Consider the following 13,677-nt stretch of genomic DNA (forward strand, 5'->3'; position numbering starts at 1 on the left):
AAACGGATGGAAGAAATATCTTCTGGTGTTAGTTTTAAATATGGGAATGGTAATAGTAAAACAAGTAAGTTTTGTGCTGAATTTTACTTTGATAGTAAAGGAATACCAATCATATTTTTATGGTTAGGTTTAAAAAATAATAAGAGTGACCGCATAAGTAGAGCAAGAATTTGGACAGATTGGCAAGGTAATGCTTTGTTAGAGGGATATGTACCAAGTGGAATTGGTGAAAAAATAACTTCATATAAAAAGTTAATTTCCAACAGAATAGAAAAACTGCATACTATTATCAATAGAGAGCAAAAAATGCTGTATACCACCGATCTTAAATATATTTGGCAATATTGTAAAGACAGTAATAGAGTGAAGAGAAAGCTTAATAATAATGAGCCTATAGTTTATGAAGAATATAAGTTACTGGAAATTGATATTGAAAGATATGCTGTTGGAATGAAAAGATATGTTGTATTTGATTTTGGTGACTATGAACCTCTAAATGGATTTGTTGATGTAGCTTTAGAAAAATGGCGAAAAAGGCTTTGAGTAAAACTACATTGACAGCACTGATAAGTTTTCCTAATCATTAGTATTATTAAATATTATTACGATTTTTGTCATATATTAATATTTGCAGCCCTCCTTGCAGATATCTATATATTTGTTTAGCGGCGAATTCTATTCACCGGAATAATTAAACCCATGAGTCAAATAATCTGGATAGCAAGACACGCTAACCGCCTCGACTTCGTAAACCCCGATTGGTTTCTTACCGCCGAACGACGCTACGATCCACCCTTGTCAGATGATGGTATGGTGCAGGCACAGCAGTTAGCTAAACGTTTGAAAAAAGAAAAGATTGGTCATATTTTCGCTTCTCCTTTCCTGCGAACCGTACAAACGGCAAATGCAGTTGCAGAAATGCTCAACTTATCGATCAAACTCGAAACAGGTTTGAGTGAATGGCTAAATCCAGTTTGGATGACAGAAGAACCCGAAAGACTTTCAACTCCAATATTAGCAAAGTTATTCCCCAGAATTGACAGTAGCTATACTTCGCGTATCGCCGCCAAATATCCTGAAACTCACGAAAAAGTGCGAGAACGTTCTGGACAAACTGCTAGATGTTTAGCTACTGAGTTCTTCCCAGAGGATATACTGCTAGTGGCGCATGGTGCATCTGTGTTGGGCGGAGCAATGGGGCTGGTGGGAGAAATTGCTAAAACAGAAGTTAAAGCTTCTTTATGTTCTCTGGTAAAAGTGGTACGCCAAGACCCAGAATGGTTATTAGAACTAACGGGAGATACTTCCCATTTAACCCATATAGAAGAAGTTATTCGATTTGCTTAAACCTTTGATAGAGAGCTGCATTCATGGCTTCTGATACGTTGGGTATATCCTACACAAAAAAGTAATTAATTCACGAATAAATTTTATGACTTTGTTACTAGCAGGAGACATCGGCGGGACGAAAACTATTCTGCGATTGGTTGAAACATCAGATTCACCAGCTTTACATACTATTTATCAGGAAAGTTACCACAGTGCTGATTTTCCCGATTTAGTACCCATAGTGCAGCAGTTTTTGGTCAAAGCTAATACACCCATACCAGAAAAAGCTTGTTTTGCGATCGCCGGCCCTATTGTCAAAAATACTGCCAAACTGACCAATTTAGTCTGGTTCCTAGATACCGAACGTCTACAAGAAGAATTGGGTATCCCGCATATTTCTTTGATTAACGACTTCGCCGCCATTGGTTACGGCATTTTGGGTTTACAAAAACAAGACTTGCACACGTTGCAAGTTGGCAATTCTCAACCCGAAGCCCCGATTGCAATTATTGGTGCTGGTACTGGCTTAGGGCAAGGATTTTTAATTAAACAGGGAAATAACTATCAAGTTTTTTCTTCAGAAGGTGGACACGCTGACTTTGCCCCTCGGAACGAGATCGAGTTTCAACTGTTAAAATACCTGCTAGGTAAGCATGATATCCAGCGCCTTTCTGTAGAACGTGTGGTTTCTGGAATGGGAATTGTAGCGATTTACCAATTTTTGCGCGATCGCAAATTTGCTACCGAATCACCAGATATCGCCCAAATCGTTAGAACTTGGGAACAAGAAGCGGGACAGGAAGAGAAAAGTGTCGATGCTGGTGCTGTTATTGGTACGGCTGCACTAGAAAAACGCGATCGCCTCTGCGAACAAACTTTGCAATTATTTATAGAGGCTTACGGTGCAGAAGCCGGCAATCTCGCCCTGAAACTTCTACCTTACGGTGGCTTATACATTGCTGGTGGAATTGCACCCAAAATCCTGCCCTTAATCCAAAATAGTGGTTTCTTATTAAATTTCACCCAAAAAGGTAGGATGCGCCGCCTCCTCGAAGAGATCCCAGTGTATATTATCCTCAACTCGCAAGTCGGCCTAATTGGTGCTGCTTTATGTGCTGCTAGGTTATAACAGCTGGCATCATCAGTGAGATCGGCATCTCAAAGGGCAAAAAATATGACAGTTAAAAGTCTGTTGCCACTAATAGCCGCCACGATAGTCTGTGGTGGCTCTGTTTTTGTAGAAGCGCGTCAACCCAAACCTCCGGTAGCTGTTGTCAAACCAACCGTTTCTCAACCCGTACAGCCACAATGGAAGTTATACACCGCTCCAGATGGACGTTTTACGATTTTGATGCCGGGAAGCCCCAGCAGAAACACCGAATACCAAAAAACTTATATGGGAGAAATTAACCTAGAAATATTTGTTGCTCAACCACCAAAACAGCAAGTAGCATACATAGTTGCTTACAATGATTTTCCTTATAGTTACGGTCAAATGGCTGACCCCCAAGCTGTACTTAATAATGCACGGGATATGGCTTTAAAGACTACGAAAAGCAATTTAATTAGTCAACGAAACATTCGTAGTTCTAATAATCATCCCGGCAAAGAAATTGAGTACATAAATTCTGGAGGTAAAATCACTATTAGTAGAATGTATGTTGCCGAAGGAAGATTATATCAAGTAATGGCAATAACTACAAAAAAACAGCAGAAGACACTAGCTAAAACCATCACTGGGTATTTAAATTCTTTCCATGTAGTTTTAAAAAAGTGAAATAACTAACAACCTCTAATATATTAGCCTTGTAATCAATTACAAGGCTAATACCAATTGTAAAAAAGAATGCGACAAATACACCATTTGTAGAGACGCGATTCATCGCGTCTTGACCCAAGGATGTGTTGCAATCATTAATTGAAGTAGTATTTTGTTAACGTGAGTTCGATGAACCTCTCCCTCCCAACCTCCCTCTCCCACGGGGAAAGGGAGGAGCAACGAGAAATTAGAGTTTTGGCTCCCCTCTCCGTGTCGGAGAGGGGTTGGGGGAGAGGTCAAAAAAGGGCTTGTCGAACTCACGTTTTGTTAAAGTAGACCATCGGTGCGTTAGCTGCCGGCATAACATACCCTACGAAAATTGTTAGCAAGGATGCAATAAAAGCTTTAGTGTCAGCTTAATGCTGGAAAATGAAACTTGTATGATCGTTGTCAAAGTTCCTCTTTCGCAATATTATGAGCGAATTACAGACCCAACTAGCAACCGATAACTGGATAACAGCAACTTGGGATGAATATATCCAAATAATTGAAAATCCTGCCTACGAAAAAGCCAAAGGCTACTACCACAATGGACAGATGAGGATTGAAATGCCACCACTAGGCCATGACCACGCCTGCGACAACACAATTATTGCCTTTGCTGTTAACCTTTTTTGCACAATTAAAGGCATCCCTGCCAAAGGCTTAACTAATTGTACATATCGGAAAACAAACTTTAAGGAAGCTCAACCTGATGTGTCTTACTATATTGGTGAAAATGCTGATGTCATTCCCTACGGCACTTCTATCATCAACTTAGATATATATCCGCCACCAGATTTAGTTATTGAAGTAGCTAATACCTCACTTGCTGACGATCAAGGTGAAAAACGACTTTTGTACGAAGATTTAGGAGTAAAAGAATACTGGATTTTAAATGTCCAGAATGTCCAAGTTATGGCTTTTGCTATTGAAAACCAAGGTAGTAGGCGGATTACAGAATCTCAGGTATTACCAGGATTAGCAATTTCTTTATTAAACGATGCATTACAGCGAACTCGTCAAATAAATCAAAGTCAAGTTGGTGCTTGGTTATTAACCGAATTTCAGCAATAATTACAAAGAAGGCAGGAGGCAGAGGGCAGTTCTTGCTGGAGAAAAGAAGTATGAATAAAAACTTTAGTTCTGGGTCATTGCCCAGTTTAAAAGAGGAATTGAAAAGAGCGGAAAGTGCGCCAGATACAAAGCGTCCACAGCCTAAGTCCCACGTTTTAAAACGTGGGTTCCTCCTGCCTCCTATCTCTTGCCTCCTGAAAAACTGATTTGTGAGAATTGCCAGCCGTAGATTCCCAGCTTCTCAAAAAAGTCGGGGATCTTGTTTCTCACCAATAGTTCAGGATTGCACTAATATGCTGTGGCTAAAGTCACCCTTTCAGGTGAAGACATACAGAAATACGAATGCCTAGTATGAAGGAAGATTAAGCAACTATGAAGCGAATTATGCGTCTGGTTGCTATTTGACTCATAAAAATTTAATCCCAAAGCTTTAACAATCCCATATTACCCATTTGTCCTCTAACTAAAAAATATTCTTATACAGCAAGATTTACAGGCTTCTATAATATGGCTACGCACATAGAAATTCCAGTTATTGGCAAAGTTAAGTATCCATTGCGCTGGCTGATTGGGCTGATGGCGGGGAGTGCTTTGGTTGTGGGTACTGTAACAACTTATACCTTGGTAAATCAAGGGACAAACAAAGAAGATATTGCTCAATTAACTGTGCCAGTTGCAGCACAAAACGTTACTTTGCGGATTACAGCTAGTGGCAAAGTCGTGCCAGTTCAGAGCGTAAATATTAGTCCGAAGAACCCTGGTGTGCTGTCGCAATTATACGTGGAACAAGGCGATCGCATTCAACAAGGGCAAATTCTCGCCCGCATGGATAGTGCTGGTATTGAGGCTCAAAGGAGCCAATACCGCGCTAACTTAGCCCAAAGTCAAGCACAGCTAGCCGAAGCCCTTGCTGGTAGTCGTCCTCAAGAAATCGCTCAAGCTAGGGCGCGATTAGCACAAGCTCAAGCCCAACTAGCTGCGGCTAAGGCTGGTAATCGTCCTCAAGAGATTGCTCAATCTCAATCCCAAGTAGATGCAGCTCAAGCAAGGGTGAATTACACCAGCGAACAGGTAAAGCGTTACCAATATCTATATAAAGAGGGAGCAGAGAAAAAACAATTACTCGATCAAGCCATCAGCGACGACAAAAGTGCTAGAGCCAATTTAGAAGAAGCTAAAAAACGATTTTCCTTAGTCCAAAGTGGTACTCGGAATGAGGAAATCGACCAACGCCAAGCTGCTGTTAACGAAGCACGGGCAGCATTGGTACTGTTAGAAGATGGCACTCGTTCTGAAGAAATTGCCCAGCGTCAAGCCGCTGTTGCATCTGCTGAGGCTCAGTTAAAGGGTGTACAAGTGCAGTTGGAAGATACTATTATTCGCGCTCCTCTGTCAGGAATTGTTACCCAAAAGTATGCCGAACCAGGCGCGTTTGTCACACCCACAACTTCTGCTTCTACTAGTGCATCGGCAACTTCTAGTTCAATTGTCGCCGTAGCACGCGGTTTAGAAATATTAGCTCAAGTTCCCGAAGCCGATCTTGGCAGAATGAAACCGGGACAGCAGGTGGAAATTGTCGCCGATGCCTATCCCGACCAAGTTTTTAAAGGTCATGTGCGCCTAATTGCTCCAGAAGCAGTAGTGGAACAAGGTGTGACATCATTCCAGGTGCGGGTTGCTATCGATACTGGCATAGATAAACTACGTTCTGGCTTAAATGTGGATCTGACTTTTTTAGGCGATCGCGTTAATAATGCCTTGGTATTACCAACGGTGTCAATCGTCACCGAAAAGGGTAAAACTGGCGTACTCGTACCAGATGCAAACAATAAACCCCAGTTCCGCGAAGTTACAGTTGGGGCACAAATTCAAGATCAAACTCAGATTTTAGGGGGAGTTAAAGAAGGCGATCGCATTTTTGTTAACCCACCCAAAGACTACAAAATCGAGAAGGTCAAAGAAAAAAATAATTCGTAATTCGTAATTCGTAATTCGTAATTATAAGTAAGTCGGCGAGAAAAAACCTAACTAGGTTACGTAATGTAAATACACCTAAAACCCTTACAAATGACTAAGGACAAATGACAAATGACAACCCTCACTAGTTATCTTTATTTGCACCTACTTATTAAGATATGAATTTCCTCGAAAGCATGAATATGGCGGGGAAAACCCTGCTGTCAAATAAGTTGCGTAGCGCCCTCACGATGTTGGGTATAGTTATTGGCAACGCTTCGGTGATTGCGATGATTGGCATTGGCGAAGGTGGACAAAAATACGTGAATAAACAGCTGGAGTCTCTAGGGCCAAATGTGCTATTTGTACTGCCAGGAAATCAAGAAACTCAGCGGATCTCCTTTGAAGTGCCAAAAACTCTGGTGTTGCAAGATGCAGATGCGATCGCTTCTCAAGTACCAACAGTAGTAGGAGTTGCACCAGAGTTAAACAGAAGACAGGTAGTTACATACCGCAACAGAAACACCGATGTCAATATCATTGGCACAACTCCCTCGTTCCTATCAGTGCGGGATTTTGAAACTGCTAAAGGCAGGTTTTTCTCAGAGATAGACATTAAGCGCAGTAACCAAGTCGTTGTGCTAGGTGGAGACTTGGCAGAAAAACTATTCGGTAATAGTAATCCTGTAGGCCAGCAATTGCGAGTCGGAAATACCAGCTTTCAAGTGATTGGAACGTTAACAGCCAAAGGTTCCAGTGTGGGAGCAGATTATGATGATGCTGCCTTAATCCCAATCACCACATCAGCAAACCGACTTGTGGGCAAGAATTCTCCTTATGGTATTGCCTTAGATTACCTTGTTGCTGCCGCTCGTGATTCCGAGAGTGTGGATGCAGCAGAGTTCCAAATTACTAATTTGCTACGTCTACGGCACAAAATTAATGGTGAAGATGACTTTACTCTTCGCACCCAGAAAGATGCTTTGCAAACTGTCGGCCAAATTACAGGTGCATTGACAATTATGCTAGCTGCGATCGCCGGGATATCCCTGTTTGTCGGCGGCATTGGGATTATGAATATTATGCTTGTCTCCGTCACCGAACGCACCCAAGAAATCGGATTAAGGAAAGCGATCGGGGCAACTGAGCAAGATATTTTGCTACAGTTCATCATTGAGGCAGTGATTGTTTCTGCAGCTGGCGGCTTAGTTGGGACTGCGGTTGGTATCAGTGGCATTCTATTAGTGGCAGCCTTGACTCCTTTAGAAGCGAGTCTTTCTCCTGTAGCGATTACTATGGCAGTTGGTGTCTCTGGAGGAATTGGTTTATTCTTTGGCGTTATTCCTGCACGTCGCGCTGCTAAACTCGACCCGATTGTGGCTTTGAGAAGTGCCTAGAGTGATAGAAGAATACTAATTACGGCTAATAAACAACCACAAAATTGTTTTCGCTTAGTGACAATCCAGTAGATAGTTGTGCAAATTTTATCTGAGTGAACCCAGACGCACTGCCATCAAGGTCAAAGAACAATCCACCTGTAGCGCTGTTGTAGATAAATCGTTGATTGCTTGTGGTTGCAGATGTTCCGATTGTAAACTGGCTTGTCTTTAGTGAACCATATGATAAACCTTTATCAAAACCAACAGCCGATATCTGAATCAGTTGATTAGTGGCGTTGAAGTCATAAATAGTATCAACGCCTTCATTGTAATTATAGAAAACAAAGGTATCATTACCAAAACCACCAGTGAGAATATCATTACCATTCCCACCATAAAAAGTGTTATTGCCTAATGCGCTATATGCACAGAGAGTATCATTGCCATCGCCGCCAGAGAGCTGATTACTGCTTTCGGAATAGTCAACACGCAAGGAATCATCACCAGTACCACCGTTGAGGGTGTTACCATAATCAGAGCCATTAGAGGTGGAGAGAGTATCATTGCCATCATCCCCGTTAAGGAAGTTATTGCCAGTAAGACCATTAATACTTAAGTAATCGTCACCAGCACCACCTTTGAGAGTGTTATTGCCTGAGCTATCTTCATCATTGAAGTAAGAGGCAAATAGAGAATCATTACCATCGCCCCCAGAGAGCTGATTATAGCCATCAAAAGAGTTAATACTAAAGTTAATACTCAAATAATCGTCACCAGCGCCACCATTAAGTGTGTTAACACCTACACTATCGATGAGAGTATCATTTCCTGCATTACCCCGCAGCAAGTCGTCACCACTAGCACCGTTGAGATAGTCATTGCCTGTACCACCAATGAGAGTATTATTCCCTGCACCACCGTTGAGGGTGTTGTTACCTAACGCGCCAAAGGCAGAGAGAGAATCATTGCCATCACCCCCAGAGAGGAGGTTATTGCCTGTTGAATAGTCAATATTCAATGTATCGTCCCCAGCGCCACCGTTGAGGGTGTTCTTGCCTGACGTTACAGTATTGCCCCCCTCATAGTCGTTGTACAGGAAGCCAGAGCCGGAGAGATAATCATTGCCATCACCTCCATCCAGCAGATTATTGCCTGATGAATAGTCAATATTTAATGTATCGTCGCCAGTACCACCGTTGAGGGTGTTATTGCCTAATGTGACATGATAATAACTTTCGTAGGAGTCGTTATCGTCGTGGTAGTAGCCAGAACCGGAGAGAGAATCATTACCATCCCCACCAGAGAGGAGGTTATTGCCTGGTGAATAGTCAATATTTAATGTATCATCACCAGCACCACCGTTGAGGGTATTCTTGCCAGAAGCGGCGAAGAATCCTTCGTAGTAGACGAAGGAGCCAGAGGCTATGAGAGAATCATTATCATCGCCACCATTAAGTAGGTTATCGCCTTTTGAAAAGTTAATATTAAACGTATCGTTACCAGCACCACCGTTGAGGGTGTTATCGCCTAAAGAGGGAACAATGCCGTATCTGGTAGTATTGCCAGAGGCGAATAGAGAATCATTGCCATCGCCCCCAGAAAGTAAGTTATCACCTTTTGAAGCTTGAATATCCAAGATATCGTTACCAACGCCTCCATCCAGTAAGTTATTGCCTGTTGAATAATTAGCAGTCAAGTAATCATCACCAACGCCACCGTTAAGGGTATTATTGCCTGAGGCGCCAAAGTAACTGAAGTAATCGAAGCCAGAGAGGGAGAGAGAATCATTGCCATCTCCACCAAAAAGGAGATTATTGCCTGATGAATAGTCAATATTTAATGTATCGTCACCAGTACCACCGTTGAGGGTGTTATTGCCTGAGGTGGTAGCGGCATTAAGAGAATCATTGCCATCGCCAGCATCGAGAAGGTTATCGTCTTTTGAAAGGTTAATATTAAACGTATCGTTACCAGTACCACCAACGAGGGAGTCATTTCCTATACTACCAATGAGAGTATCATTGCCCACACCACCAATGAGAGTATCATTGCCCGCACCACCCCGCAGCAAGTCGTTCCCACTTTTGCCGTCGATTTTGTCATTACCCCCCTGACTATTAATCACATCATCTGAGTTGTCAAAACCGTTAACATTATTGTCGAGGTCGTTAAGGAAGGTAACTGTGTTCAAGTTGAAGATAGCGCTTTGAGTGGAGTTGGCATTGAAGACATCAAAGCTGTCCGCGATGCTAGTTTGCCCATAAAACAGGATATTGCCCAAGTCTACAGTGGCTCCTGTAGATTTACTCAAGTTTTCCAAGTTTTCTAGAGCAAAGTTTTGCAGAATGATTTGGCGATCGCTTACCCCTTCAAAGGTGATTTCCAGATTGCTGCCATTCTGGGTCAGCAGCAAATTTTGGGCAGTAAAGCCGAAGCCCTGGAATTGTAGGATGTCTACTTCAGCAATGACTTCTACCGAAGGATTTACACCTTTACCTACCCCACCAAAATCGGTGATGATATTAGTGTCGCTACTCTCGCCGCTGAAAACAAATTTATCCTTGCCGCTTCCACCAGTCAAAGTGTCCTTGCCAAAGGAAATTGTGATGGTATCGTTGCCTGCAAGACCCTTAATCGTGTCCGCTTCGTAAGTGCCTACTAGAGTATCGTTATCATTGGTTCCAATGATATTTGCCATAATTTTTACCTACCTGAATACATATTTTCCTTTTTGAATGCTGCGATCGCTCTGGCTTCACCTGCATCCCTAAGTGCCGACAATTTGCTAGCTATGTTTGAAAGTGCTTCATCCCAAGAAATTGCCTCAAATTTAGAATCAGGTTCACCTTTGTTTCCAGCAACCTGCTTCATTGGGTGTTTCAAACGAAAACGATCAGCATTAACCCTTGAGTTTCGCCTTCGTACTCAATTGCATAGCCTTCGCGGTTTGGTTGTCTGCGAATAACGAACTGAAGTTTCAACTCCCAGTCCCAAAATTTATCTTCTTGTCCGTACAATCTTAGCCCCTACGGCGATCCATAAAGGCTTAGATGCGCGATCGCTGCAATCCATTGAAGTAATTTTGCTGAAAAACGGGAAAACTATGGTTAATCCCAAATGGGGAAATTTCTATAAAAATCCTGAATAGCAAAATGCTCAAAAAATCTTTGCTTAACTGTTTAATTTTACCTGTTTCTCTAGCAATCGGGCTGTGCGTGGGAACGCTTTTCGATTCCCAAGCCAAGGCTTTACCAGGACAAAGTACAGAGGAAGTAGGCACTTGGATTAAAGCACATCCGACACTCCGCCCCAGGAGAGGGGAACGATTATTTGTGCAAAAGACTGATACAGCTGCCCAACGATTCACTTTTCAAGCGTCGGTATTGCCTCCTGGTAGAGTGGAGTTTTCCAAAGACCGTGGCACAATTCGCAGTGAGCGCATTGCTATGTATGATGCCATTAACGGTATGACATTCGATCGCCTCCAAGAATCCTTGCGGGTGATTTATGGCTTGGAGATTTATCAAGACTACGATCGCGCCCAAGTCGTGTATGAATATCCCAACCAGAAGGTAGTTAATTCCGCACGTCTGGCCAAAACTCCGATTCGGGAAGCCTTAAAAGGAGAATTACGAGTAGGCGATCGCTATGTATATTGGATAGAAGTTGCCCAACCCCAGAATGGCAAAGCTTTTACCGGTCAAATGACCGTTTTGCTCAAAACTGACCTAGACAAGTTAGAAAATGAACTGCAAATTCGTTAATGGCTATTAGTCATTAGTCATTAGTCATTAGTCATTAGTCAAGAGTTATTCTTTTCTGCTCCCCCTGCTTCCCCTGCTCCCCCTGCTCCCTTGTCCCCTTGTATCTTTCATCTCTTCCCCAACTCCATCTGAGCTAAGGTTTGCCATATACCCGAAAAGATACTTTCAGCTGCTAAGGAAATTCGTAATAAATCTTCTTTGAATAGTGGTGGCCAATCAATCCCGGCTTTACGCCCTGCGCCAAATAGCTGTTGCGCCTTAATGCTTAACTGATAAAGGGCCAAAGCCAGTTCTCGGTCTAGGCTCTTTGCATCTTTGAGGGCTTCAAACACCACTTTCAATGCTAACAAAATCGAAGTGATCTGACCGGGTACCGGCGGTTTGCCCTGTTTCATACGCGTTAACAGCGCATCTGGGTTTTCCTCGGTTGTGATTGTCTGATCTATGAGGAGTTTCCTAGCTGTTTCGTAATTCATGTAGTCAGTTTAGCGCACATTTTGCTTCAGCAGTAATACTTAATTAAAAAGTCATAAAACGGCTTTCTAGTTATTTATATAGGACTCATATTTGATTGCGTGGAAAAAAGTCAGTACACCTTTATCCCTTCTTCCCAGTCCTCAGTAAAGAGTCCCTAGTCTCTACGAGTAATTTTCCGAATCAAATCGGATTGCTATAGCAATCTCTGATGATTTGTGAAATGATAGGCGTGGGGAAAATGATCGGAAATTGACGATGCTCTAGGTTAACCAGATAGACTGAATATAATATCTTTGAAAAATTCACATTACTAGGAGTCAGAAGTAAAATGTTCTCACCGAATTTACTAGAACTTGAGCGCTCTATCCTTGCCTTGTCTGTAGAGGAGCAACTTTGGTTGTTAGAAAGTATTGTTCGACAAATCCGAGAAAGTGAGTATGTCAAAGATAAATTGGCTGATGCTAAAAATCTAGATGAACAATTGCAAGTAACCGCTTTTGAGCCAAAGATGCAAACACAAATTACTGCTATAAATGATGAGTTTGCAATTTCTGAAATCCTCTGATATGTAGGAATAAACATTATGAAATTGCCAGACATAAAAAATTAAATATCCAAGTTCTCAGTCAGCGATCGCAAAAAAATTGCTGACTGCGATCGCCGCTCACTACCAAACAACTCAGACCGAAGTTTTGTCCGCGCTAATTATACAAGTAAAATTTGTAACATCTTACTCAATTATCTGGCTTACTACAATAGATGAAAAAAGAAAAACCTTGGTTTATATTTTCCGAAAAACCAATACTGTTCATCAATTCCAGTTTGCTAAATCTTTTGGTTTTTAAACTATAGGGCATTGGAGAAACAGCTAATTTATTTTTAATAATAAAACCAGCTTTTTGAATCTTTGCAATCAATTCATCAGGTGTATATTCAATCTTATGTTCAGGATGTACAAATCCTCTACGTACCAAAAGCTTTGTAAGCTGACGATTTGGCGTATCTAAACAAAATGCTCCACCTGGTTTGATGACTCTAAACACTTCTTGAATTACTTTCTCTGCTTCTTCTTCTGTTACATGCTCAATGCTTTGTCCTGACCACACAAGGTCAACAGTATGTTCTGGAAAATTAGATAAATCTGCCATTGAGCGATAGATATAATTAATTTTTGTAAGATTATCTGGAGTTATGAATTGCTGAGGATGTTCCTCAGATTGCGAATTATAAATTCTTTCCTCCCGTGGTAGATCAACAATATCCAACTGTTGCGGATTGTATGGATAACCCATGACCATAAGAGCACCTTCTGGCGAACCAGGGCAAGAACCTCCTAAATCGAGAATATACTCAGCCTGTGGCAATATTTCTTGTACGAGTTTGACTCTTGCGAGATGATGTGCGTCTATGCCTGTTCGAGAAAAGAGTTTTTGTTCAATCCCAATTGGTAGCATTAAATAAGAGAGAATAACCTGAATTCTTGAAAAATTACCTTTATCAAGATTATTTTTGTAGAATAAAAGTTCTTCCTTTGAGAGTGGAGAAAATAAAAAATATGCATATACTAAATTAACAAATTCTTCATTATTTGGTGAACGCCAATTAGAAAGGTAGAACAATCCTAGAAAAACAGCAAACCAAAATATCCGAATTATATCTTTAGGATAATATCTGACATACCTAAAAACCTTAGAAAAAAAAACACTATATTTAACTATTATTTTATTTTGAAGTTTAGTCATAGTAAGCACCTATATATAGCAATCATAAATGATCCGTGAAAAATTTTAATTAATATAGGATAGCCTTTATTCATCAAAACCTGGATCTAGTGGGTAAACCACATACTAGGTGTATTTTTAAAGTTAAATAGAAGTCCTATATTTCTTAACTTTAC

At 41.3% G+C, this 13,677-nt stretch carries 13 protein-coding genes and 1 pseudogene; 9 read left to right on the top strand and 5 right to left on the bottom strand.

The window, feature by feature from the left end; translation table 11 throughout:
* Window positions 1-6: 6 nt before the first annotated feature.
* From RMY63_RS05950 to RMY63_RS05980, 7 genes are all read left to right on the top strand, one after another.
* Window positions 7-543: a hypothetical protein gene (locus tag RMY63_RS05950; protein WP_322727818.1), complete on the top strand. Its 537-nt coding sequence runs from the start codon at window positions 7-9 to the stop codon at window positions 541-543.
* Between the two features lie 156 nt (window positions 544-699).
* Entirely contained in the window at window positions 700-1,347 is a 648-nt protein-coding gene (locus tag RMY63_RS05955) for a histidine phosphatase family protein (RefSeq protein ID WP_322727819.1), read from the top strand.
* Window positions 1,348-1,432: 85 nt separating this feature from the next.
* Window positions 1,433-2,458 carry a glucokinase gene (locus RMY63_RS05960; RefSeq protein WP_322727820.1) on the top strand — a complete coding sequence of 342 codons (1,026 nt, stop codon included), beginning with the start codon at window positions 1,433-1,435 and terminating at the stop codon, window positions 2,456-2,458.
* A gap of 45 nt (window positions 2,459-2,503) precedes the next feature.
* Window positions 2,504-3,106, top strand: a complete 603-nt coding sequence (locus tag RMY63_RS05965) for a hypothetical protein (RefSeq protein ID WP_322727821.1) — start codon at window positions 2,504-2,506, stop codon at window positions 3,104-3,106.
* Between the two features lie 456 nt (window positions 3,107-3,562).
* Window positions 3,563-4,204, top strand: a complete 642-nt coding sequence (locus tag RMY63_RS05970) for a Uma2 family endonuclease (protein ID WP_322727822.1) — start codon at window positions 3,563-3,565, stop codon at window positions 4,202-4,204.
* A gap of 507 nt (window positions 4,205-4,711) precedes the next feature.
* Complete coding sequence (locus RMY63_RS05975) at window positions 4,712-6,181, top strand: efflux RND transporter periplasmic adaptor subunit (protein WP_322727823.1); 1,470 nt, start codon at window positions 4,712-4,714, stop codon at window positions 6,179-6,181.
* A gap of 158 nt (window positions 6,182-6,339) precedes the next feature.
* The gene (locus RMY63_RS05980; RefSeq protein WP_322727824.1) at window positions 6,340-7,557 is read left to right on the top strand and encodes an ABC transporter permease; all 1,218 of its coding nucleotides are present in this window, start codon (window positions 6,340-6,342) and stop codon (window positions 7,555-7,557) included.
* Window positions 7,558-7,582: 25 nt separating this feature from the next.
* Here the strand turns inward: RMY63_RS05980 and RMY63_RS05985 are convergent, their stop codons facing one another.
* From RMY63_RS05985 to RMY63_RS05995, 3 genes and pseudogenes are all read right to left on the bottom strand, one after another.
* Window positions 7,583-10,237 carry a calcium-binding protein gene (locus RMY63_RS05985; protein WP_322727825.1) on the bottom strand — a complete coding sequence of 885 codons (2,655 nt, stop codon included), beginning with the start codon at window positions 10,235-10,237 and terminating at the stop codon, window positions 7,583-7,585.
* A 5-nt stretch (window positions 10,238-10,242) separates the two neighbouring features.
* Window positions 10,243-10,422, bottom strand: a complete 180-nt coding sequence (locus RMY63_RS05990; RefSeq protein WP_322727826.1) for a molybdopterin-dependent oxidoreductase — start codon at window positions 10,420-10,422, stop codon at window positions 10,243-10,245.
* Window positions 10,423-10,430: 8 nt separating this feature from the next.
* Window positions 10,431-10,556 (bottom strand): annotated as a pseudogene (locus RMY63_RS05995) (GNAT family N-acetyltransferase); the annotation flags it as partial.
* Between the two features lie 135 nt (window positions 10,557-10,691).
* Between RMY63_RS05995 and RMY63_RS06000 the strand changes: the two are divergent.
* Window positions 10,692-11,303 carry a hypothetical protein gene (locus RMY63_RS06000; RefSeq protein WP_322727827.1) on the top strand — a complete coding sequence of 204 codons (612 nt, stop codon included), beginning with the start codon at window positions 10,692-10,694 and terminating at the stop codon, window positions 11,301-11,303.
* A 107-nt stretch (window positions 11,304-11,410) separates the two neighbouring features.
* Here the strand turns inward: RMY63_RS06000 and RMY63_RS06005 are convergent, their stop codons facing one another.
* Window positions 11,411-11,779, bottom strand: a complete 369-nt coding sequence (locus RMY63_RS06005; RefSeq protein ID WP_322727828.1) for a Dethiobiotin synthetase — start codon at window positions 11,777-11,779, stop codon at window positions 11,411-11,413.
* A 329-nt stretch (window positions 11,780-12,108) separates the two neighbouring features.
* On the opposite strand from RMY63_RS06005, the gene RMY63_RS06010 reads away from it, so the two are divergent.
* Window positions 12,109-12,345, top strand: a complete 237-nt coding sequence (locus RMY63_RS06010) for a hypothetical protein (RefSeq protein WP_322727829.1) — start codon at window positions 12,109-12,111, stop codon at window positions 12,343-12,345.
* Window positions 12,346-12,514: 169 nt separating this feature from the next.
* Here the strand turns inward: RMY63_RS06010 and RMY63_RS06015 are convergent, their stop codons facing one another.
* Window positions 12,515-13,522 carry a methyltransferase domain-containing protein gene (locus tag RMY63_RS06015; RefSeq protein WP_322727830.1) on the bottom strand — a complete coding sequence of 336 codons (1,008 nt, stop codon included), beginning with the start codon at window positions 13,520-13,522 and terminating at the stop codon, window positions 12,515-12,517.
* Window positions 13,523-13,677: the final 155 nt, after the last annotated feature.

This window comes from Nostoc sp. ChiQUE01b (genome assembly GCF_034531255.1).
GTDB lineage: Bacteria > Cyanobacteriota > Cyanobacteriia > Cyanobacteriales > Nostocaceae > Nostoc.